Consider the following 22,829-nt stretch of genomic DNA (forward strand, 5'->3'; position numbering starts at 1 on the left):
CACCATTAGCGCGGTGGGCAGTCTTCTGACTCGATGTCATATTTGATTACGCATGCTTCAGCCAGCGGCTGTCTCCCGGATTCGGACATGCGCGGTCCTTGTATTTGGCAGCGATACGGACGAAGCAGCCGCATACTGTGCAGGTGGTGCCATATTGAAACTTCGGGCATTCCCGGCATGCCTGCAAGCGCTCCTCGTAAATGTCATCAGGCACACTGATCTCAGATTGAAACATCGGCGCTGACAAGATGCGATCGATTTGCTCGTCCGTCACGCGGTAATCATCCCGGCATCCCTTGCATTCATTTCGATTGCTCATAGCTATATGATTCCTATTCGGAAATGAGCTCAAGCACTGTGACTGACATGGGCGAGAGCTTCGCGCTTATTGTGGAGCCATTAACCGTGAAAGCATGATAAGCAGTCGGTTTTACCGCTTCTGGCTGATCAAACGTATTGTGCGCGTCTTTAATCGAAGCAGTCAGCTCTGTGCCCGATACAGCGACACCTAGCCCAGCTAAGCCGCGCAAATCAATCTCTACATCGGCAGCCGCATCATTATCCAAATTGCATAGGCTGATGTGAATGCGGCCTTCGGCGTTTTTAGAGGCAGATACCGAAACCTGAGGGATTTTCTCGTTATTATGCGCGTAATCTTGGCTTTCGATAGCAGTAGTCAGCAAATCAGCGCCTTGATGCACCTTATACATATCAAAAACATGGTACGTCGGCGTAAGCAGCATCTTCTCTCCCTCGGTCAAAATAACCGATTGAAGAACGTTAATCACCTGAGCGATATTCGCCATTTGCACCCGGTCGCAATGATCATGGAAAATATGAAGGGTCACGCCTGCAACGAGCGCATCCCGAATCGTATTTTGCTGGTAGAGGAAGCCTGGGTTCGTTCCCGGCTCAACGTCAAACCATGTACCCCATTCGTCAACGATAAGACCAATGCGTTTGGAAGGGTCATACTTATCCATGATCGTAGAATGGCGCGTAATCAGCTCGTCCATCCAAAGCGCTTTCTTCAGCGTGCTGTACCACTCATCCTCAGAGAAGCCCGTAGCTGCACCCTTCTCTGACCAGTTAGCACCCGGAATCGTGTAATAGTGCAAAGAGATAGAATCCATCATGCCATGCGCTTCACGCATGACCACTTCCATCCAACGGTAATCGTCGACATTAGGACCGCAAGCGATTTTATGAATTTTGTTCTCACCGTAATTGCGCACATACGTCTGATACCGACGGTATAGATCTGCATAATACTCAGGGCGCATATTGCCGCCGCAGCCCCAATTTTCATTGCCGACTCCGAAATATTTGACATTCCAAGGCTCTTCGCGACCGTTCTCGCGACGCAAATCGGCCATCGGCGAAACGCCTTCAAAGGTCATATATTCCACCCATTCAGACATCTCTTGAACCGTGCCGCTTCCAACATTGCCTGAGATGTAAGGCTCGCATTCCAGCATTTCACATAACATCAGAAACTCATGCGTACCGAAATGGTTGTTCTCCACCACTCCGCCCCAGTGCGTGTTGATCATCCGTTTGCGTGACTCGCGCGGGCCAATGCCGTCCTTCCAATGGTATTCATCCGCAAAGCAGCCGCCTGGCCAGCGAAGCACGGGAATATTCAATTGCTTAAGCGCTGCAACAACATCGTTGCGGATTCCGTTCGTGTTCGGTATTGGAGAATCCTCCCCAACCCAAATGCCCTCATATATGCAGCGTCCCAAATGCTCAGAGAAATGTCCATAAATATTGCGGTTAATCGTACCCGACGTTAGGTCGGTATTGATCGTTATCCGATTTGCCAAAAAAATCAACCTCGCTTTTTATGTGGGTGGATAAATCGCCCTTAATTGAATTAACATATTTATTTATTCATGTATAAAAATATTAATCCTAAACAAATCATAATGGGAGCGGATACAATTTGCAACCCTTATTTCGGAAAATATTGCAACACGCTTCGAATCATAGTCCTGTACGCAAAAAAACACACCGAATACATCATATTCGGTGCGTTTTATCCTATGATCTAAATGCTTATTCGGAGATCGGAAGCCATTTCAAAAACTGTTGGATATGCGTATCCCAATAGCCCCATTCGTGAGTGCCAGGCCCTTCGATGTATGTCAAAGGATAATCCGCTTGCTTCGCAGCGTCTCGGAAAGCCAAATTATTCGTATACAAGAAATCCTCCGTGCCGCAGCATTGGAAGAGCAGCGGCTTCTGAGCGGAATCCCGCTGATCCAAAACGAGATGCAGTAAATCTTCATTTGATCCTGTAATATCCTTATCGCCGTAGATGAGACGGAAATAGGAGTTCATATGCGGCATAGCTGCGTCTTTAATATGATTGGCCATATCTAGCGCACCTGACAAGCTGCCCGCGGCAGCAATGCGATCCGGGTGCCTCAGCGCCCATTTGAATGCGCCATAACCTCCCATGGATAAGCCTGCAACATAATTGTCCTCCCTTGCGTCTGAGAGGGGGAAGAAGGAACGGGCGATGACCGGCAGCTCCTCTGTAAGGAAGGTCCAATATTTATTGCCATATTCCATATCCGTGTAGAAGCTTTGATGTACATTCGGCATGACGACTGCAAGGCCAAGCTCGGCTACATAGCGTTCAATCGAAGTTCTCCGTGCCCAAATGGTATCGTCATCGGAGAGTCCGTGAAGCAAATACAAGGTTTTGTGCAGCTTTTGACTGCTGCGATTGGTAAGGCCGATCTGGGAAGTCGTTTGCTGAGGCAGAATAACAGTCATTGAGGTGCTTAGGCCTAGTGCTTCGGAATAAAAGTTGCAGGTAATGAACGCCATTCGGAAAGCCTCCTGAAATATAGTAAAAGTGTACTGTCCTTCATACATAGTAATGTAGCACCATTATGAAGCGCTTGCAAATAAAACCACGGTTAACCGCCTATTGCTCGCCTTTTGCGCTGCAAAGTTAGTTAGTGAACTTTTTTTCAGTGCTTATATCAAAAGAAATTGCAAGGTATAATAGAAACCGTCTAAGCATAATCCAAATATTCGGAGGTAGATGAACAATGAAATTGATGCCCTTAGAGCGTCGAGGAATATCGGACAGCCGTTTAGCACTAGGATGTATGGGGCTTGGCGGAAGCTGGGATCTTGCAGACCCGATTACAACTGATCATGTACGTCAGGCCGAAGCTGCCGTTGATGCCGCTCTTTCTATCGGCATAACGATGTATGACCACGCCGATATTTATACGAGAGGCAAAGCAGAATCTATTTTCGGACAAGTGTTGAAGCAGCAGCCTAAGCTTCGTGAGCAGATCGTCATCCAATCGAAGGTTGGCATTCAGCTGTCAGACGGCGTATTGCCTGGTCGTTTCAACTTCTCGAAGGAGCATATCCTGCCATCGGTAGACGGAATTCTGGAGCGGCTTGGAACAGAATACCTTGACGTTCTGCTGCTGCACCGTCCAGATCCGCTAATGGAGCCGGATGAAATAGCCGAAGCCTTCACTAAGCTGAAGCTGGCAGGCAAAGTACGTAACTTCGGCGTTTCCAATATGAGTCCTGGCCAAATTCGTTTCCTCCAGCGCGCGCTCCCGGATCCGATTGTTGTGAATCAGTTGGAACTTAGCTTGCTGCGTCATGACTGGGTTGATCAAGGCATTCATGTGAACCAGAAAGCTGGTTTAAAGGATAATTTCTCTGAAGGCTTGATGGAATTCATGCAGATGGAGGACATACAAATTCAAGCATGGGGACCGCTCGCCCAAGGCAGATTCTCGGGTAGAGTTTCGGAGAATGCAAGTGAAGCAGAAGTTCAAACGGCAGCTATGGTGAAACAAATTGCGGATGAGAATGGCACAACGCCAGAATCCATCGTACTCGCTTGGCTGATGAAGCATCCCGCTCGTATTCAGCCGGTAATCGGCACGATAAATCCACAGCGCATTAACGCATGTAAAGATGCCGTTCAACAAGCAGAAATCATGACGCGAGAGCAATGGTACAGCTTGCTAGTAAGCGCAAGAGGCGTGAACATGCCTTAATTTCCGCTGTCTATCTTTAATTATGAGTATTTTTTCATTTAATTCTCATAAACTCTCAGAATCCCTGTAATCGCTACCCGTTCGCTCTCATTTGCGAATTTCGCCGTTTTTTTATGTGTTATAGTCAATACACATAAAACGAAACGCGGAGGGACATCCTGACAGCATGAGAACATCACATTTACTGAAATCGATTGCCAAAGCAGGCATTTGCAGCGCGGTCGTCATGTCGGCAATCACATTAGGCACATTTGCGCCAAAGGCGCATGCAGCAACACCTGAAACGCTAGATCTAATTTCGACAGGCAAAGAATATATCGGCACACCTTATAAATTCGGCGCACCAGCTGGCGTTACATACGCTTTCGACTGCTCGTCATTCACCCAGTTTTTGTACAAAGGCCTGGATGTTAAACTTCCACGCTCTTCTTCTGCGCAAGCAGGAGTTGGCGAGAAGGTTACCAAAGGTTCTTTAAGCGTGGGCGATCTTGTATTTTTCAATACAAACGGCAAGTCCATTAGCCATGTCGCTATTTATGCTGGCAATAACAAAATCATTCACAGCTCCACTAGTCTAGGCGTTACGGTAACGAGCCTTGGAAGCAGCTATTGGGCAAAAAAATATGTAACAGCAAGACGCGTTCTTAGCTAGGATTCTTGCATATAATGAATAAACATGATGGGCTGCAGCTGCTTTTTTAGGGTTTGCAGTCTTTTGTTTACTATCTACTTAACCATGTGGAAAACAAATGAAACAATTTAATATTAATGAAAAAGGATACTGCTAGCTTATGCTAAGCGTATCCTTTTTCATTTGCTCACCTACTTACATATAGCTGTCTTCTCATGGATTCACGCTCACATCGCTAAATGTTTGTATTCGCGATTGAGCACCTGCATCCAATCTTCCTGCTTGCCCTCCATGTAGATGCTATCCTTCCGTTTGCAGGCAACGCCCTCCAATTCAGAGCTTTTGACAAGATCGAACAGCGCTGAGCCTTCCCGTTCGACGTATTGCATTTTTTTGAAATAGGCATTATCCTCCAAAACCATGTTAAGCAGCCTCTTCCGCTCCAGCAGCGGCTGTTTTCTCATATCAAGTCCGTTATAATACAGCAGATCGAATACGAAAAATATAATGGGATTTGTCCGTTTTGCTTCTCGGATCGTCGGCTCTTTTTTGATGCGATACCTTTCCTGAAGGACGCGGTAATCGAAAACGCCCGAATCCGGGTTCACATATGCAACCTCGCCGTCCAATAATACGTCAGCCGGCTCTCGCAAAGGAACATTATGTAGTTCGGGATACTGCCTAGTCACGTCGTTACAATGCTTGGTATATAATTTCGGCTTGCTATGAATGAATGAAAGCTGCAGCCGGTGCCCGTCAATTAGCGGTTCAAATATATAATTATCATCATCAAAAGGCTGAGCATGCTCTGTCATAAGCATCGGTTTTACAAACATAACGGCGCCTCCTTCCGTCTAACCATTCTAGCATGAAACTACTCCAAAAATCGGAGGTAAATTTAGGCGGAATTCACGAATAATCTCCTTTGCACTTTCGCATAATAGATGCAAGAAGGAGGCTGAGAAAAGATGGCAAACCGCACAAATCAACTTCTTGTACCACAAGCGCGCGCAGCGCTGGAGCAATTGAAATTCGAAGTAGCTCAAGAGCTTGGCATACAACTTCCGCAAGACGGCTATTATGGCCATATGACAACGCGTGATATGGGCTCCATCGGCGGATTGATTACTCGCCGGCTCGTTCAAATCGCAGAGCAGCAGCTCGCAGGCCGCCGTTAATTTCTACATAAATAAGCGCCAAGTCAGCCATATGCTGCCTTGGCGCTTATTTGTTTCTTACCTTCCTTCTATTTTCACACAAAAACTGCTCAGTCTGCCTTCTAAGAACTTCCCTTCTGTCCTAAAAATCTGTAAAATAGGATAGAGTTGTCCCACTACATAACGCTTACTCACAAAATTTCATAATAGAGAGGAATATTCCAATATGATTATCCAACCGAAAACACGCGGATTTATTTGTACAACTGCACATCCCGAGGGCTGCGCCCAGCAAGTACAGCGCCAAATTGACTATGTAAGCGCTCAGCCTGCCATAACAGGTCCTAAGAACGTATTGGTCATTGGAGCTTCGACTGGCTACGGTCTCGCTTCACGCATCGTATCCTCCTTTGCAGCAGGCGCGAACACCATCGGCGTCTATTTCGACAAAGCTGCTGAAGGCGCTCGCACAGCATCAGCAGGCTGGTACAATTCAGCTGCTTTCGAGGACGCTGCTGCGGCTGCAGGCCGCAAATCGTACAGCATTGTGGGAGACGCCTTCTCCGATGAAATCAAAGCGAAAACAATTGACTTAATTCGCACGGAGCTTGGGCAAATCGACCTTGTCGTTTACAGCGTTGCATCACCGCGCCGTACTCATCCCAAAACGGGCGAAACCTTCTCCTCTGTCATTAAGCCGCTAGGCGGCACGTATACGAACAAAACCGTCAATTTCCACAGCGGTGAGGTGTCACAGGCTACGATTGAGCCGGCTACCGAGGATGAGCTTCGTCAAACGATTGCCGTAATGGGCGGCGAGGACTGGCAAATGTGGATCGATGAGCTTTCAGCAGCAGGTGCGCTTGCAGAAGACGCGACAACTGTCGCTTATTCCTATATCGGACCAGAAATTACGCATGCGGTATACCGCGAAGGCACGATCGGAGCTGCCAAAAACGATTTGGAAGCTACAGCAAAGCGATTGAATGAGCAGCTCGGCGCAGCTGGCGGCCGCGCATTCGTCTCAGTCAACAAAGCGCTGGTTACACAATCCAGTTCGGCTATTCCGGTTGTTCCGCTATATATTTCCGCGCTTTATAAAGTCATGAAAGAAAAAGGCATTCATGAGGGCTGTATTGAGCAAATGTACCGTTTGTTCTCTGAACGACTTTACGGCAGCAGCGAAACGGCTGTTGATGAAAAAGGTCTGATTCGTGTCGACGATTGGGAGATGAGACCAGAGATTCAAGCCGAGGTTGCGGATGTATGGGCGAAGCTGTCCACCGAAAACGTGTACGAGCTATCCGATCTGGAAGGCTATCGCCGTGAATTTTTCCAGCTGTTCGGCTTCGAGACGGACGGTATTGATTATGAAGCAGACGTGAATCCAGAAATTAATATTCACAACTTGCGTTAAGCATCAAAAAAAGGACGTTGAGTCGGATGACCGATTCAGCGTCCTTTTCATATGGGCAATATTCATTCTAAGAAATTAGCTTGCCTGGCTTTAATGATTTTATGTCTTTATTAGAGTTGTTTAACGTAATGAGCATCTTTTCGCTTCTTACCATAACCGAGTGACAAAGAAAGCAAGCTGGAACATGTTCGAATGCAAAATCATCACGGATCCAACCTTTGCAGGTATCGTTCTCACAGGTCCAAATAACTGTGCTCTCTTGAGGATGATCTTCTAACGATTTTCTACGAAAATACATTGTACAATCCTCCTTTGGCCTATAAAAAAAGAGCCCTTAACGATTGTTAAGGGCTCTTGATGTGTAAAACCTACAGTTTTACAACGTTTTCTGCTTGTGGTCCACGGTTGCCTTGAGTTACGTTGAACTCAACGCGTTGACCTTCGTCAAGGGATTTGAAGCCTTCGCCTTGAATTGCGGAGAAATGTACGAATACGTCATTTCCACCTTCAACTTCGATAAAACCAAAACCTTTTTCTGCGTTAAACCATTTTACTGTACCTTGTTCCATTATAAAAACCTCCAATAAGTTTTTTAACATGTTTTTTCCAGAAAAACTAAAAATCACACATTGAGAAAAGTATCATTATACAAATGACAACCCTTTTCAATATGTGAATTCAAGGTTTAAATTTGTTATTTGTATTAACAATATATCATAGGCTTTTGCATAACGCAAGTCCTTCCTCCAAAAAAACCAAAATCTTTTATTAAAGCTTGGGATAGCCTCGGTCCTCCGGGGAAAATATAAAGGCGTGACAAGCACTCTATTCTAATCATACGAGGTGTACTTACATGAAGAAGTTCGTTGCGATTGCTGCATTATTAGTCGTTACCGGCTGTTCGTCGGGCTCTAACATGATGCACAAACAGTCTGCCCATGAGTATGCCAAAGACAAAGCGCCTTTGATTACCGCAGCACCGCATGTTACGCGAGCCTCGTCGGTTGCCACAACAATGCCAGGAAGACCTTCAGGCACGCTTAGAGGCTCGCAGTTTACGTTCCCGGATTGGCTATTCGGCGATGGAACGGGAATCCAAAATCCAACAAATCCAACTACTCAATACCCTGTAACCAAGCAGCCTACGACCCAAAATCCGACAACTCAAAATCCGGGCACTCAAGCTCCCGCAACTCAAAATCCTAGCGGTGAAAAAGCAGCTACAGGACAATTTGAGCAGCAGGTGCTGCAAATCGTCAATGCCGAACGTTCCAAAGCAGGTTTAGGCGCATTATCGATGGACAGCAAGCTTGCCAACATGGCCATGGTCAAAGCAAAGGACATGTCCGATAACAACTATTTCGATCATAATTCTCCTACGTACGGATCGCCTTTTGACATGATGAGACAATTCCAGATCACTTACAGCTCAGCCGGCGAGAACATTGCCAAGGGTCAACCGACCGCTGAACGCGTCATGAATGACTGGATGAACAGTCCTGGGCATAGAGCAAACATTCTAAACGGCAGCTTTTCGAAGATCGGTGTAGCTTATTACAATGGTTCTTGGGTACAAGAATTTATCGGCTAGGCCTAATACAGCAGAGACCTGTTCCGGAGCATTCTCCAGAGCAGGTCTCTTTATCATGCAGGAAGCATTAGCATCAAAGTTCTTGCTTCCACAATTCCTTCAGCGCAGCAAGCAAACTTTCGTTTTCTGCCCTCGTACCGATCGATATTCGTACATGCAGCGGCAGATTCCACATTTTTCCGTGTCTCACGATTATTCCTCTTGCCATAAGCTGCTCATAAATGCGCTCTGCGCGCTCACCAAGCTCGACAAGCACAAAGTTGCTCATGCTCTCCGTATAGCCGCAGCCCAGCTCATTAAGCGCTTGGTAGAGGTATTCCCTTTCTTCCCATACGAGCTGCTGTGATCTCTTCACATGATCGGTATCACCTATTGCTGCTGCTGCGGCTGCTTGTGCTAATGCATTTACATTAAAAGGCTCCTTAACCTTCAATATACTCTGAATAATCGATTCCGGCGCTATGCCATAGCCAGCTCGTATGCCTGCTAGCCCATAAATTTTGGAGAACGTGTTCAAGACAAGCAGCGGATATCCCTTTCTTACCAATGAAACGCCATCCGAATAGGATTCATCCGACACGAAATGGCTGTATGCGGCATCCACTACAACCAGTACCCTTTTCGGCAGCGAATCGAGAATAAACGTCAAATCCTTTTCCGCTAAAAAAGTTCCTGTTGGATTGTTCGGCGAACATAGGTAGATGATTTTGGTGCGATCCGTTACAGCCGCTAGAATCGACTGCACATCATACTGGAAATCGGACTTCAAAGGAACCGTTACGGTTCGAGCATCTAACAGCTGCGCTCCAAATGCGTATTCACTAAAGGTCGGGCTAGGCACAACAATTTCGTCTTCCGCATCCAGAAATGCTTCCGATATTAACGTGATGAGCTCGTCTCCTCCATTTGTTACGATAACCTGCTCAGGCACGAGGTCATAATGGATTGCAATGGTTAGCTTCAAACGAAGAGCCTGGGCATCCGGATATCTATGCAGCTCGGATAAAGCTTCCCTCATGGCTTCCAGCGCCAAAGGCGACGGTCCAAGCGGATTTTCATTGGAAGCGAGCTTAATGACACGCTCCAAACCATGCTCCTGCTGAACCTCCCAAACCGGCTTGCCTGGGGAATAAGGCTTCATTTGGTCCAGCGCCTTGCGTGCGCGAACCTCGATATTATGATTCATAAGTTAGATCACCTTCACGATTATAATAAATAACTTTATCACTATAATACATTAATACTTTTAAGTGGTAAAGTAAAGATGTAAAAAGAAGAGCCCTTTCAGGCTCCGCTTCGCAATCGCGTTTCTTTTTCGTGCTTATTCAGCTGATGGCGCGGGATGCGCATCAATATAGGCGAGTGCATTGTAAATGAGAACTGCTGCATCCGCACGTGTAATTTCATCGGTAGGATTGAAATTCCCTGCTGCATCAAGCTCAGCGATTTTAAGAACAAGCGCTCTTTGTACAGAGCCGTCATAGGATACCGAAAGCTCAGCCTGATCATTAAACGCCATGGGAATGATCTTAATCATCGGCAGGTTGCTGTGCTTCTCAATCGCAAGGATAAGCTGATGCGTGAACTCTTCCTTTGTCCACGTTTTTCCAGGGTCCAGATCAGTTGGCAAGCCAATGTCATTATTCGCTGCGATGATAAGCGCATCCGCATACCAAGCGTCATCGTTTGCTTTCGGGAAATAATCAGTGGCATGAGGCTCTTTAATAAAGCGAAGCGTATCGATGTTCAGTTCAAGCGCGTTCACGATTAGTTGAATGCCTTGCGCTGCCGTTAGCGTTGCGTCTGGAAAGAAGCGGTCCGTGCTAACGCCCTTCACTAAACCTTTATTTTGCAAAGAGATAATTTTATCCTTAGCAATTACATTCGCGATATCCGAGAACGAAGATGCTGCCGCAAAGCTTTGACCGGCTATGGATAGGGTAAGAACAGCTGTTGCTGCTAGTGTAACGAGTTTGAATTTGTTCGTCATGGTTATCACCTCATCAAGTATTTGGAACGTCCCTTCCTCATAGACGGGCTTTACAAAAAAAGGTTGCAACAACACTTACTTTTTTTAATGAACTACATATTTCATCAATAATTCCCGTGTAAGACATGAAAAAAAAGCGCGAAATGACCATAACAAGCATCATTCAGCGCTTTTATTGGAGAAGATTTATCTTTAATCCTCTGCTAAGAAATCGATCATGGAGCGAACCTGAACCGTCCCTGCAGCAGCAGGCTTGCTTGCCAGTTCATCATGAGCTCGGTATGAGAATGTGATTACTTTGTCTACGCCTGGGATAAGATCAAAGAAATTATCATCGAACATGCCCTCATGCTCCGCTTTCACCCAAACTTGCTTGGCGAGGACATTGCTGCTCAGCCTAAAGGCGGTGCCGTCGCTGCCTTCCACCTCCGATATGCATATTGAACCCGCGGATAGCTTCTGTTCCTTCGCTTTGGTGAAATAATACGTCTTGCTGTCCAGCTGGATGCCATTTTGCAGCAGTTCTCCGTACAAGACGACTCTTCCGGCTTCGAAGCCCGCTATCCATTCCTGCTCATGAATTGCAGCGACGACGACAGAGCTGTTTCCATCCAAAGAGACTTCAGTTGTAAGTTGCTTCACGATTGTTCCAGCGAAATCGTAAAGCGTCAACCGCAGCTCACCGACTATCGGCGAAAGCAGATCCGTAATTGCGTATGCGCGCACGACACCTTCATCCGTCCGATCGAAAGAAAGCATCGTGTCGGCAAAACTTCTTTTCGCGTAATATTGCATCGCTTTCCATTTGCCGTAATAATCCATGCCTGCCCAAGAAGCTACTGGCCAGCAATCATTCATTTGCCAATAAAGAGTCCCCATGCAGTAAGGCATATTGCGACGATGCGCTTCAATGGCCATTTTCATCGCTTCGGCTTGCAGCACTTGGCTCATATATAGAAATGCCGGGAAGTCCTTTGGCTGCTTCATATATATATCCATGTACTCTTTAATCAGGCGGTTTCCGTCACCGTTCTTCTGATGGGCCCGCATTACTTTTGAATCCAATGCCAAATCCGCTTCGGTAGCGAAAGTCATGACCGTATCGTATTCCGGGAAGGATTGGAAGCCGTATTCGCTCATAAATCGTCCGACCTTTACGTTATAATTCTCGAAAGGCTCGACGGCGTGCCAAACTCCCCAGTAGTGGATATCCCCCTCCGTGGATAGCGGATGCGCATGCTGATTTATATCGCCTGTCAAGTTGATCATCGGCGAAGATGGCCAATAAGGCGTATTTGGCGCAAACGCCGTGACAGCTTCCGGTAAAATCTCATGGAAGATCGACTCGTAATCTGCCCATATGACGGCCCGTTGGTTAAGCGTATATTCCTTTTTCCAGCCCCAGCCGCCGTTCTCATCGTATTGCGCCCAAGCAGAATCGATTTCGTTGTTGCCGCACCAAAGTACGACCGAAGGATGGTTGCGCAGGCGTTTTACGTTTTCAATGGCTTCCTGGCGCACATTGTCCAGAAAAGCCTGGTCGCCTGGGTACATGCTGCATGCGAACATAAAGTCCTGCCATACCATAATGCCATACTCATCGCACAGCTCATAGAAAACCGACTGCTCATATATACCGCCGCCCCATACGCGCAGCATATTCATGTTGGATTCAACTGCCGCCACGATTTCATGACGATAGCGTTCGTCGGTCACGTTTGTAATGAAGCTGTCATTCGGAATATGGTTGGCGCCTTTGGCAAAGACAGGTACACCGTTCAGTTCAAAATAAAAGCTGGCTCCCTTTTCGTCTTTGTCGCGCACTAGGCGAACAGAACGCAAGCCAGTTCGTGCAGAGCGAGCCGCGATCAAGTCCTCACCATTTAGTAGCTCAGCCGTGAAGGTATAAAGATTCGCATCACCAAGCCCTCTGCTCCACCAAAGCTTGGGATCAGGGATAACCGCCTTGATTTCTATGGTCTGGACTCCTTGTTCAATGCTCGCTTCCTGTTCCCAAGTAAAGTTTTCCGTGCTTATTCTAACCGTACCGCGCCAAGCAGACTCCGCATCTATTTCTACAAAAACCGTCAAATCGGCTTGTGAGGCCGTTATTTCATCCTGCTGGATATGCACGTCGGCAATTTTGCTGTTCGACCATCCTTCAAGCCTCGCTTCCCGCCATATTCCGCTCGTTACGAATCGAGGACCCCAGTCCCAGCCATAATGATAAGGCGCTTTCCGTGCAAAAATACTAACTTTCTGAGCACCAAGCCCGCCAAGCTCGGATTGATCATTCGAAGCCGGAAGGTTGTAGCCCAGCTTATCGATCTTCGGAAGGTCCTCCTGAACGGGTGAACGGAATTTAATATGCAATTGATTTTGTTGAGGCTTCACGATTGCCTTCACGTCAGCCTTCCACGCTCGGAACATATTGTCTGCGGACAGGACATGCTGTCCATTCAGGTATACATCTGCATAAGTATCCAGACCGTCAAAAACAAGCTCCAGCACAGACGACTGCAGCAGCTCCACAGGCACATCGAACTGCGATTCATATTCCCAATCTATTTTATCAATCCATTGCAGGTCATGCTCATTCGTCGCATAGAACGGATCCTCGATCTTCCCATTGCGAAGCAGATCGGTATGCACGCAGCCCGGAACGACTGCTTGTAGCCATTCCTTTTCCTCGCAAGCTTTAAATCTCCAATTATTTAGTACTTGTTGTGTCGCTCTCATTGTGTCCTCCCGAATGTCAGGCTCGTTTTTTTGTTATTATCACGCCAACTTCACCTAACATATTCTAACACATCCTGCCTAACGGTCAATGGTTTTTGTTATTTTATTAGTGTTTATTATTTGATAATCTTTGCTATAAAACTATAATATTAGAGTAATAATCGATCCAACGCTTCTATTTATCGGCAGCTGACTATGACATAACAAAAATAACACTCAAGAAAACTAACTAACAATTAAACGAATCTCAAAAATAACGTTTACTACACATTCGTTTCCTGTAAAATAGATATCAAATGATTATCGTACAGAGCATTAAGCCAATAGGCTTATCATCTCAATACTCCAAACAAAGTAGGCTGAAATCCATGCGTAAAAAAGTAACGATACAATCCATCGCCGACCTTACGGGCCTCTCCAAATTCGCCGTATCACGCGCCCTTTCCGGCAAATCCGGCGTCAGCCCGCAAACGAGAGAATTTATTTATAAAGCTGCAGGGCAGCTTGGCTACTTCAAGGATGCCCCTGCCGGACAGTTGTCCAATGAGCTACACACAATGGAACCGCGTCAATGGACGGGAACGGTTCTTGTGCTATTTCCGAACGTTCGCTATCAGAATATGGATTCCGTTTATTGGGGTCCCGTATTTAACGGCATTTCCTCCCGCCTGAATCAACAAGGAATCAATATACTGACCTTGACCGAGCCCTCGGATGAGTCCATGTTTTCCTTGCTGAAGCCGGAAGCAATCATGGGCGTCATAACCGTCGGTACGATTTCTACGCAAATTTTGCAAGAAATCAAACGAATCGGCATCCCCATCGTTATGGTTGATCATGTCGAGCCAAGCTTTCATTGTGATTCAGTCTTTACGGACAACCTATCGAGCATGAGGGAGATCATGGAGTATGTCATACGGAAAGGATATCGCAGCTTTCAGTTTTTGGGGAACATACGCGATGCACACAGCTTCTATGAACGATTCCTTGGCTTTCGCTCCGCTCTCGATGACCACGGCATTGAACTGAATCAGATTCCGTCCTTGAACGGACCAGGGATTGAGCAGATTCAAGACACGCTTCAAGCTGCCTTTACAGAGCATGGCTTGCCTGAGGTGTTCGTATGCGCAAATGACATTTTGGCCAAGATAGCGTTGGACATCCTGCGTCAAATGGACATAAGCATACCTGATAGCCTTGTTTTTACCGGCTTTGACAATACGTATCCCGAGGTGCCATTTCTTGCTACCGTTAACGTAGACAAAGAACTGCTTGGCAAAAGAGCCGTAGATAAAATGCTATGGCGAATCCTAAACCCAAACACTAGCTATGAGAAGGTGCTCATTCAAGCGGAAGTTATTTTCCAATAACCAGAAACCTCTTCGCATGGCCGTGTAAGGCGGAGCAGGGTCTGCTAAGAGCATTGAGATAAGCGCTTTTAGCTTGCGTTTTGCGTTTTGCGTTTTGCGTTTTGCGTTTTGCGTTTTTTGTTTTAGTTTTGTGTTTTAGTTTTGTGTTTTAGTTTCGAGTTTTAGTTTTGAGTTTTAGTTTCGAGCTTAAGCATTAGTTTTGACTTTGAGCTTTGTCTATAACGAAGTTAAACTATTGTGCATATCAAAAAGGACCTGTCGCAAGGGGGAATCATTCCTTGAAAAAAGGTCCTTCGTTGTTCATGAAAGCATGCAGGTCCTGATCGGCTTTGGACTGGTTGCAGGCGTTACAGGCACACACGCAATTGAGCGGTGTGGTATGTCCGCCTTTCGCGCGAGGCAGCATATGATCAATCGTATCGCCGAATTCACCGCAAAAATAACAAATGTGATTATCTCGCTCTAAAATGTACCGCCGAAATTCCTTATTGCTGAACAACCGTCTAATCGTATGCCGATTGACGATAACCGCAGCATGCTCGTTAACAAGCGTTACTGCAAGCTCCAGCTCTATTTCCTGATACCATCGCCGCCCCTTGTCCGTCTTCCCCCTCATCCAAACTGTACCCTGGCGCGTTTTCTTCAGCGCTGCCGGGTCGTTAGGAAGCGGTATCGTTGGCATGTGCGGCGTGGTGCGCAGCTGTCGCGCTTTTTCCACTTCTGTTTTGACTTTCTCGCCTTGAGCGGCGATAGTCTGCGGCTCTAGCTTCGCAATACGAGCCTTTCGGCATGTACGGCAAGCGCCGCGCCGTGATCCTGCACTAGCCCGTCTGCCTGTCCGACGCAAAAACTCTGACAGCGGCCTCATCTGCTTACAGCTTGCACAAGGCTTTGTAATTGGAGGTTCAGTTTCATCCATCGTTTATTCCGGGTCATGCGTTCATGCAGCGCCCGTTTACTTCCCCTCATGTTTTTCTACTATTGTAGCATTAATTTATAAACGAAGGGAGTATGAGCCGCGCTTGATGTATGAATCCGTTCGATTTGATTAAAAACGATTGCCATTATCCTCCGAATCATGATCCTCCCACCTGCGGGAATATGCTTTATTCGTTATCCAAAAGGTTATCCATGCTAATATAGCGACAATGATGCCCGCCGCAATCCATACGCCAACTGGCACTTCCATTCGATCATCTCCTAAAAGTTTTGCGAAGCAAAACTTGCTTCGTGAGCATGTGCTTTGTTTTGTGAAGCAAAACTTGCTTCGTGAGCATATGCTTTGTTTTGTGAAGCAAAACTTGCTTCGCCAGCATTCACCTGGTTTCGCTAAGCAAACATAGCCAAAACAGTCAGCTAAAGCTTACGATGCTTTGCTTGGCTTCATTCACCTGCAGCTGGAACACGTCCGGTCTGTTATAATGTCCTGCAGCATCGAAGTCGAACCGGCTTGCCGTAACGGATGCCATATCCAGATCTGCATATATAACGGTCTCCGTATCATATACAGGCTCAGCTGCATATTCGCCCAAAGGACCTACAATCGCGCTGCCTCCTCTGCAAAGAATAGTTGGATCATTAGCAAGCTCAGCATACCCGTTGAGGCTCTCCGGATAGGAATCCTTGGTGGCGAACTGGTTGCTCGACAGCACGTAACATCTCCCTTCGCAAGCGATATGCATAAGGGTTGCCTGCCATGTATCACGCGCATCAGCTGTCGGCGTTACCAATATATCGATGCCTTTGGCATACATCGCCATTCGCGCAAGCGGCATATAGTTTTCCCAGCAAATCAAGCCGCCAATTCGGCCAAAGGGCGTATCAATAACGGTCAGGGTGCTGCCGTCGCCTTGTCCCCATAATAATCGTTCAGAACCCGTTGGAATGAGTTTGCGGTGCTTGCCAAGCAGCTTGCCGTCGGGACCAATGTAAACGATGCTGTTGTATAGCGTTGATTGACTGTATTCTTGGTCGCGCTCTACAACGCCAATAATTAAATAAACGCCTGCTTCTCTTGCAATCTCTCCTAATAGATCCGTGTCCGTACCGGGAATTGTAATGGCACTGTTCCCGTATTTTGCCCAATCCTCGCGTCCTTCCATCGTTCGGCTGCCTACCCTGGCGCCAAAGGAAAAACCTCGCGGGTAGCCGCCAATAAATACTTCCGGAAATAGCAGAAGCTTAGCACCATTCCCTTTTGCTTCTTGGACGTAACCAGCTATTTTTCGAAAGGCAGATTCTTTATCGAACAAAATAGGAGCTGCTTGTACGACGGCTACCTTAACCTTCTGCTCACCCATATCGTCAATCGTCTCCTTTTCCATGCAGAACAATATTATTTACCGATTGTAATATGATAAGCATACCTCCGAGTCGACATGCTGTAACCGTCCAATTGGTTGTTAATATAACCAACCAATTTTCAAGTGCATACAAAAAAAGACGTTAGCTGTTTGGCTAACGTCTAATCATGTGGTTAACGACTAATCGCACTAAAAACTAATGCTGCTTCTCAACATGAACGCGTTTAATAAACAAAGCTACAATCAAACCAACGATAGCGACCACCATTGCGAATATGAATGCATTCTGAATGCCGGCCGTCATGGCAAGCGGTGCATTGGCCGGATCTGTCGGGTCAGCGACATCCTTCATAAAGTTGTTCATGCCTGCGGTCATAATGCTTACCGCTACAGCTGTTCCGATCGCGCCCGCCACCTGCTGCAGCGTGTTCATAATAGCCGTACCATCTGGATACAGCTCGCGTGGAAGCTGATTAAGACCATTCGTCTGGGCAGGCATCCACACCATAGAAATACCGATCATGAGGCAAGAATGCAGCACAATGATCAGCGCGATTGTGGACGCAGTTGTAATGCCCGAGAAAAACCAAAGCACGGCTGCAACGATAGCAAGCCCAGGTATCACCAGCCATTTCGGGCCGAATTTATCGAATAAGCCGCCCATGATTGGAGACATAATACCATTGATAAGACCGCCTGGCAGCAGGATAAGCCCTGCTGTCAATGCGCTTAGCCCAAGACCGCTAATTAGATACATCGGCAGTACGAGCATGGATGACAGGATGACCATCATACAGATAAAGACCATCAGCGTTCCAACAACGAACATCGGATGCTTGAAGGCACGCAAGTTCATCATCGGCTGCTTCATCATAATTTGGCGAATCGCAAAGATGACAAGCGCGACGATACCGATAATCATAAACGAAACGACCTTCGTGCTCGTCCAGCCGCCTTCTCCTTCACCTGCGCTGCTGAATGCAAACACGATGCCTCCGAAGCCGAGTGTCGAGAATACGAGCGAGAAAATATCGATTTTCGGTTTTGTGATCGTAGATACGTTCTGCATAAACAGGATGCCGAACAGAAGCGCTATAACCAAGAACGGCAACGATAACCAGAAAATCCAGTGCCAGCTTAAATTTTCAATAAGAAGACCAGCAATAGTAGGACCTACTGCGGGAGCAACCATAATTACTAGCCCGATTACGCCCATTGCCGCCCCGCGTTTTTCAGCAGGGAATATAATGAGAATCGTATTAAACATAAGCGGCAGCAGAAGTGCCGTGCCAATCGCTTGAATAACGCGTGCTGTCATCAGAACCTCAAAGCTAGGCGCAAGCGCGGCCACCAGCGTTCCGAGCACTGAAAAGCTGACCGCAGCGATAAACAGCTGCCTTGTGGAGAACCATTGCAGCAGCAGCCCCGATACGGGTACCAATATACCGAGTGTAAGCAAATAGCCGGTTGTCAGCCATTGAACCGTCGGTGCCGTAATGTTGAATACTTCAATTAAATCGGTAAGCGCTACGTTTAGCGCCGTTTCACTGAACATCCCAACGAAGCCTGCTAAAAGCAGGGATATCATAATGGGTATGACTTTAAATTTCTGTCCTGGCTGTTGTTTCGTTTCTGTCATTGTTGCTTGCAAGCATTCCACTCTCCTATAATTACCTATCTTTGTATTTGCCTTTCACTCAGAAGGAAGGGCATTGGTTAATGACATACGGCAAGCATTTCGCTGCAGTCAGAAGCGGCTGCTTGTCGCGATTCGTCAATGCAAGTATGAGCGCGCCTTCCAAAAGCGAGATTATAACGACTCCGATTTCCGTCGCTTTCCCTTTTTCCATGCCTGCGGCAATCAGACGGTCAGAAATGACCGCTTGCCAGGAGGCAAACACAGCTTGTCCCGCACTCCTAAGCTTCTCGCTGATCGACGACGTTTCTACCGCCATCCAGAAGCTAAAAGGCATGTAGCCCTTGTAATCAAACTTCTCGGCATCCTCCGCCATATCAAGGACAAACGCCTGAACCGCATCAGAAGGCTCATCGAACTCAGCGAACTTGCTGGACCACTTCTCGATCACGAGTTCTCTCGTGCAGTTGATGCATTCCAGCGCCAGCTCTTCCTTGCCATCTGGAAAATAATAATAAAGCGAGCCCTTCGGACAATCGCTTTCCTTAATAATCTGGCTCAAGCCCGTTGCATGATACCCTTTCGTAAAAAAAAGCCTTGCTGCCGTCTCAAGGATATTATGTCGCGTATTTATTTTTTCTGACATCCATTCACTCCTCGATTATAACGATTGGTCTATATAATTTATACATGGTCAGACCTATCAAGTCAACCTTTTAATAAAGGAAATTTGCCTGTACACACAGAAAACAGCCGAACGTTAGTCCGGCTGTCTCTAATAAGGAAGTAGAAATTAGAATCCTGCTGCCACTTTTTTCGCTTGCTCAAGGCCAGTTGCGATGATAGCTTCCGCTTGGTCAGGCAATTGGTTATGTCCTTCGATAATGACACTTTCAAGGTTTTTCACACCGTAGAAGCCCATTACGTTGCGCATAAAGTTGAATGCCATTTCTGCGCCAGCAGCTGGGCCTTCAGAATAGATGCCGCCGCGAGCATTAAGAAGCGCTACTTTTTTGTCAGGGATTAGACCGACTGGACCTTCAGCCGTGTAGCTGAACGTTTTGCCAGCTTGCGACAGGTAGTCGATGTATGTGTGCAGAACAGCTGGAACCGTGAAATTCCAAAGCGGGAATGCGAATACAACTTTATCAGCAGCTAGGAATTGGTTGATATATTTATCGGAAACCGTTACAGCAGCTTGCTCGCTCTCCGTAAGGTCGTAGCCGCGAGCAGCTTTAAAGTTGCCGTTGATCATATCCGCATTCATATATGGCAGCTCTTCTTGGAACAAATCAAGCTCAACTACTGTATCCTCAGGATGGCTAGCTTTGTAGCTGTCCAGAAATGCATGGTATAGTTTAACGCTAGTTGCCATTTCAATTCCGCGATCGTTCGCTTTAACAAATAATACTGTACTCATTTTGTGTTTCCCTCCAGGATATGTGATTTACTTTTAGTAAGTACCTTTATTGTATATAGTTTTCCGGAAGGAAACATCGGCAATTAGACTGAAAAATAATTAAAAAAAGTCGGAATAGACGGAGACGCGGTCTTACGACTATAGTCTGACTGCTATGCGTTATTCACTTTCATTCATTAACTGCACAGCGTAAATCGCAGCTTGCGTACGATCGGTCATATTAAGCTTGCTCAAAATGCTGCTTACATGCGTTTTTACCGTTTTCTCTGCTACTGTCAGGGCGGATGCAATGTCCTTGTTGCTCATGCCCTTCGTAATCAACTGCAGCACTTCAAGCTCACGGGGAGTTAACTGCTCCATTAATTCGCGACCAGGACCCTCTTTAACAGGTTGGGCATTTGGCGCAACCTCCGCCAACAGCGCGCTCGCAATGTCGGGGTGGAGCTGGATATTACCCTTATAGGCACTGCGTATCGCTTCAGCAAGCTGATCAGGCTCCACATCCTTCAGCATATATCCAATTGCGCCTGACTGAAGCGCCGGCACAATATGACTGCGATCAGAGAAGCTTGTCAGGACGAGTACTTTAATATGGGGTTTCTGCTTGGCGATCAACGTGCTTGCTTCAATGCCATCCATAATCGGCATGTTGAGGTCCATCAGAATAACATCGGGATTTAGTTCCTCCGCTTTCTCCACCGCTTCTTGCCCATTGTGCGCTTCGCCGACCAATTCAAAATCCGGCTGCATATTCAGAAAAAAAGAAATGCCTTTCAAAACAATTTGATGATCGTCAACTAAAAGTATTTTGATCTTCACTACCGTTCCTCATTCCTCGTTCCACATTTCTGTTTCGGTCGCGACCGGAATTGTAGCCTTTACACTGGTCGAATGTCCCATGATGCTTGTAATGGATAATTCACCACCTAGCGTCTCAGCCCGCTCCCTCATGGTTAGCATCCCCATCGTCAGCTTGCCCTTGCGCTTTTCTGGTGAAAAACCGCGTCCCTTGTCAATAATTTCAATGCTTGCAAGCCGCTCGGATTTCATTAACATCACATGGACAGTTTCTGTATCGGCGTGCTTCTTTACGTTATTCATAGCCTCCTGCCCAATTCGCCAGAATGCTTCTTCAATCGCTCTAGGCAATTCGCGTACGCCTTCCACATGCTCATAAACGGTTAGTCCCATGTTTTTTCCATACTGCTTCAAAGCCGTCAGCAGGCCATGCTCCAAGCCGGCAGGACGAAGCTGCCAGATCAGCGTGCGCATTTCCTTCAACGTTTCTTGGGACAGCTGTCTAATTTCTTGAAGCGAGCGTTCGACAATTGGCTCCTTGCCGGCAAGAACGGTTTCCGCGCCTTTGGCAAGAAATGACAATGAGAAGATTTTTTGAATGACGGAATCATGCAGGTCTCGCGCCATCCGGTTCCTCTCTTCCATGCGCGCCAACTCGCGCCGCTGTTCATACACGCGAAGATTCTCAACGCTAAGCGTGAAATGATCACCCAAAGAATATAAAAAATCTTCCAAATAATCGTCAAATTGCCTGCCAAGCTCACTGCTAATAAATAACACACCTATCGGTCTGCTCCTAATCCGCAGAGGAATAGCCACAGCTGATGAAAAGGGCGGAATACCGATCGACGACAGGGACGAGCTCGGCACCTGATGACAGTTCGATAAGGTTACGATTCGATTCTCGCGGAAAGCCGTGCTGACAGTCCCGCCCTGATCAATCTCAAGAGTCAGCCACTCTTTCTTCACATGCTTATCCATATATGTAGCCCGCAGCGACAATTGCTGCTGCTCATACATAAACAGCGAGACATGCTGCCAATTGAACGTATCTCCGATATGTCTGACAGCTTGGAGCGGCAAGTTGTTAATATCCTGAATTGCGTTTATTCGCTGAATGACATCGCCTAGCTTGGCATAATGCAGAGCGTGCCTCTCCTGCACCTGGTAGAGCCGAATCCGCTTGATCGCCGTGCCGATCTGATAAGCCACAGCTTGAAGCAATGCCAGCTCCTCCACGGAGAAATGGCTTTTACCTGTCTGGGCAACGTTTAATAGACCGAATCGATCCGTTCCTGCATGAAGAGGGACCGTGGCATGATGAGAAATGCCCTCGGTATCGCCTAGATCATTGTTTATCGCATATATAATTCTCGAGCATTCAATAATATTGACTGCTTGCTCCAGCTTGTTTTGCTTGAAGCGCTCAACGCACCAGCACAAGGAGCCGCACATCACTTCCTGATTGTTTGCTCGCAGTCCTTCCGGCAAATTATGGGTAGCTACGTATATTTCTTCGCTGTGGCTGTCCATCATGAACAACCAGCCTGTCGTAAAGCCTGTTACCTGAAGCAGCTTGGCAAGCACGTCGTTCAGCATTTCATCCATATCATTCGTGCTGTTCAGCGTCTCAGCGATCTCCTTCAACGCAACTAGCTCATAAGCTCTGATTTCTGCGGACATGCCCCCACTCCCTTCTTAGCAACCATTATACACCTGCCGTTTTTGCAA

General features: G+C 46.9%; 23 protein-coding genes. 6 read left to right on the top strand and 17 right to left on the bottom strand.

Features of this window, described 5'->3' with window-relative positions; translation table 11 throughout:
* Positions 1 to 46: 46 nt before the first annotated feature.
* From FHS16_RS06650 to FHS16_RS06660, 3 genes are all read right to left on the bottom strand, one after another.
* On the bottom strand, positions 47 to 319 hold the full coding sequence (locus FHS16_RS06650; RefSeq protein WP_183560172.1) for a DUF6171 family protein: 273 nt from the start codon (positions 317 to 319) through the stop codon (positions 47 to 49).
* A 13-nt stretch (positions 320 to 332) separates the two neighbouring features.
* Positions 333 to 1,826 carry an alpha-N-arabinofuranosidase gene (locus FHS16_RS06655; protein ID WP_183560174.1) on the bottom strand — a complete coding sequence of 498 codons (1,494 nt, stop codon included), beginning with the start codon at positions 1,824 to 1,826 and terminating at the stop codon, positions 333 to 335.
* Positions 1,827 to 2,058: 232 nt separating this feature from the next.
* The gene (locus tag FHS16_RS06660; RefSeq protein ID WP_183560176.1) at positions 2,059 to 2,838 is read right to left on the bottom strand and encodes an alpha/beta hydrolase; all 780 of its coding nucleotides are present in this window, start codon (positions 2,836 to 2,838) and stop codon (positions 2,059 to 2,061) included.
* Positions 2,839 to 3,065: 227 nt separating this feature from the next.
* Between FHS16_RS06660 and FHS16_RS06665 the strand changes: the two genes are divergently transcribed.
* Both FHS16_RS06665 and FHS16_RS06670 read left to right on the top strand, forming a co-directional pair.
* Complete coding sequence (locus FHS16_RS06665; protein ID WP_183560178.1) at positions 3,066 to 4,046, top strand: aldo/keto reductase; 981 nt, start codon at positions 3,066 to 3,068, stop codon at positions 4,044 to 4,046.
* 166 nt (positions 4,047 to 4,212) lie between these two features.
* Positions 4,213 to 4,698 (top strand): C40 family peptidase, encoded by a 486-nt coding sequence (locus FHS16_RS06670; RefSeq protein ID WP_183560180.1) that lies wholly within the window; start codon positions 4,213 to 4,215, stop codon positions 4,696 to 4,698.
* Between the two features lie 206 nt (positions 4,699 to 4,904).
* On the opposite strand, the gene FHS16_RS06675 is transcribed toward FHS16_RS06670, so the two are convergent.
* Positions 4,905 to 5,513, bottom strand: coding sequence for an ATP-dependent DNA ligase (locus FHS16_RS06675; RefSeq protein WP_183560182.1), 609 nt, complete (start codon positions 5,511 to 5,513; stop codon positions 4,905 to 4,907).
* 132 nt (positions 5,514 to 5,645) lie between these two features.
* Here FHS16_RS06675 and FHS16_RS06680 point away from each other — a divergent pair, with 132 nt between their 5' ends.
* Together FHS16_RS06680 and fabV are read left to right on the top strand one after the other, a co-directional pair.
* The gene (locus FHS16_RS06680) at positions 5,646 to 5,855 is read left to right on the top strand and encodes an alpha/beta-type small acid-soluble spore protein (RefSeq protein ID WP_183560184.1); all 210 of its coding nucleotides are present in this window, start codon (positions 5,646 to 5,648) and stop codon (positions 5,853 to 5,855) included.
* 205 nt (positions 5,856 to 6,060) lie between these two features.
* Positions 6,061 to 7,251 (top strand): enoyl-ACP reductase FabV, encoded by a 1,191-nt coding sequence (gene fabV / locus FHS16_RS06685; RefSeq protein WP_183560187.1) that lies wholly within the window; start codon positions 6,061 to 6,063, stop codon positions 7,249 to 7,251.
* Between the two features lie 67 nt (positions 7,252 to 7,318).
* Here fabV and FHS16_RS06690 read toward each other — a convergent pair whose 3' ends face one another.
* Positions 7,319 to 7,549, bottom strand: coding sequence for a cold-shock protein (locus FHS16_RS06690; RefSeq protein ID WP_183560189.1), 231 nt, complete (start codon positions 7,547 to 7,549; stop codon positions 7,319 to 7,321).
* 70 nt (positions 7,550 to 7,619) lie between these two features.
* Positions 7,620 to 7,820 (bottom strand): cold-shock protein, encoded by a 201-nt coding sequence (locus FHS16_RS06695; protein ID WP_053377054.1) that lies wholly within the window; start codon positions 7,818 to 7,820, stop codon positions 7,620 to 7,622.
* Positions 7,821 to 8,104: 284 nt separating this feature from the next.
* Here FHS16_RS06695 and FHS16_RS06700 point away from each other — a divergent pair, with 284 nt between their 5' ends.
* Entirely contained in the window at positions 8,105 to 8,842 is a 738-nt protein-coding gene (locus FHS16_RS06700) for a CAP domain-containing protein (RefSeq protein WP_183560191.1), read from the top strand.
* A gap of 73 nt (positions 8,843 to 8,915) precedes the next feature.
* Here the strand turns inward: FHS16_RS06700 and hisC are convergent, their stop codons facing one another.
* The 3 genes from hisC to FHS16_RS06715 all read right to left on the bottom strand — a co-directional run bounded on the left by hisC (position 8,916) and on the right by FHS16_RS06715 (position 13,571).
* On the bottom strand, positions 8,916 to 10,028 hold the full coding sequence (hisC, locus tag FHS16_RS06705; protein ID WP_183560193.1) for a histidinol-phosphate transaminase: 1,113 nt from the start codon (positions 10,026 to 10,028) through the stop codon (positions 8,916 to 8,918).
* Positions 10,029 to 10,163: 135 nt separating this feature from the next.
* The gene (locus FHS16_RS06710; RefSeq protein WP_183560195.1) at positions 10,164 to 10,832 is read right to left on the bottom strand and encodes an S-layer homology domain-containing protein; all 669 of its coding nucleotides are present in this window, start codon (positions 10,830 to 10,832) and stop codon (positions 10,164 to 10,166) included.
* A 192-nt stretch (positions 10,833 to 11,024) separates the two neighbouring features.
* Positions 11,025 to 13,571, bottom strand: a complete 2,547-nt coding sequence (locus FHS16_RS06715) for a beta-mannosidase (RefSeq protein ID WP_183560197.1) — start codon at positions 13,569 to 13,571, stop codon at positions 11,025 to 11,027.
* A gap of 368 nt (positions 13,572 to 13,939) precedes the next feature.
* On the opposite strand from FHS16_RS06715, the gene FHS16_RS06720 reads away from it, so the two are divergent.
* Positions 13,940 to 14,941, top strand: a complete 1,002-nt coding sequence (locus tag FHS16_RS06720) for a LacI family DNA-binding transcriptional regulator (protein ID WP_183560199.1) — start codon at positions 13,940 to 13,942, stop codon at positions 14,939 to 14,941.
* Positions 14,942 to 15,212: 271 nt separating this feature from the next.
* On the opposite strand, the gene FHS16_RS06725 is transcribed toward FHS16_RS06720, so the two are convergent.
* The 8 genes from FHS16_RS06725 to FHS16_RS06760 all read right to left on the bottom strand — a co-directional run bounded on the left by FHS16_RS06725 (position 15,213) and on the right by FHS16_RS06760 (position 22,781).
* Complete coding sequence (locus tag FHS16_RS06725; protein WP_183560201.1) at positions 15,213 to 15,860, bottom strand: HNH endonuclease; 648 nt, start codon at positions 15,858 to 15,860, stop codon at positions 15,213 to 15,215.
* Between the two features lie 129 nt (positions 15,861 to 15,989).
* Positions 15,990 to 16,130, bottom strand: a complete 141-nt coding sequence (locus FHS16_RS06730; RefSeq protein ID WP_183560203.1) for a hypothetical protein — start codon at positions 16,128 to 16,130, stop codon at positions 15,990 to 15,992.
* A gap of 163 nt (positions 16,131 to 16,293) precedes the next feature.
* Positions 16,294 to 17,241 (bottom strand): carbon-nitrogen hydrolase family protein, encoded by a 948-nt coding sequence (locus FHS16_RS06735; RefSeq protein ID WP_183560205.1) that lies wholly within the window; start codon positions 17,239 to 17,241, stop codon positions 16,294 to 16,296.
* Between the two features lie 199 nt (positions 17,242 to 17,440).
* The gene (locus FHS16_RS06740) at positions 17,441 to 18,883 is read right to left on the bottom strand and encodes a DHA2 family efflux MFS transporter permease subunit (protein ID WP_183560524.1); all 1,443 of its coding nucleotides are present in this window, start codon (positions 18,881 to 18,883) and stop codon (positions 17,441 to 17,443) included.
* A gap of 58 nt (positions 18,884 to 18,941) precedes the next feature.
* The gene (locus FHS16_RS06745; RefSeq protein ID WP_183560207.1) at positions 18,942 to 19,526 is read right to left on the bottom strand and encodes a TetR/AcrR family transcriptional regulator; all 585 of its coding nucleotides are present in this window, start codon (positions 19,524 to 19,526) and stop codon (positions 18,942 to 18,944) included.
* Positions 19,527 to 19,673: 147 nt separating this feature from the next.
* Positions 19,674 to 20,300 (bottom strand): FMN-dependent NADH-azoreductase, encoded by a 627-nt coding sequence (locus FHS16_RS06750; RefSeq protein WP_183560209.1) that lies wholly within the window; start codon positions 20,298 to 20,300, stop codon positions 19,674 to 19,676.
* Positions 20,301 to 20,459: 159 nt separating this feature from the next.
* Positions 20,460 to 21,119, bottom strand: a complete 660-nt coding sequence (locus FHS16_RS06755) for a response regulator (RefSeq protein WP_183560211.1) — start codon at positions 21,117 to 21,119, stop codon at positions 20,460 to 20,462.
* 9 nt (positions 21,120 to 21,128) lie between these two features.
* Positions 21,129 to 22,781: a GAF domain-containing sensor histidine kinase gene (locus tag FHS16_RS06760; RefSeq protein ID WP_183560213.1), complete on the bottom strand. Its 1,653-nt coding sequence runs from the start codon at positions 22,779 to 22,781 to the stop codon at positions 21,129 to 21,131.
* Between the last annotated feature and the right edge of the window lie 48 nt (positions 22,782 to 22,829).

The sequence above is a fragment of the Paenibacillus endophyticus genome (genome assembly GCF_014192395.1).
GTDB classification, from domain to species: domain Bacteria; phylum Bacillota; class Bacilli; order Paenibacillales; family Paenibacillaceae; genus Pristimantibacillus; species Pristimantibacillus endophyticus.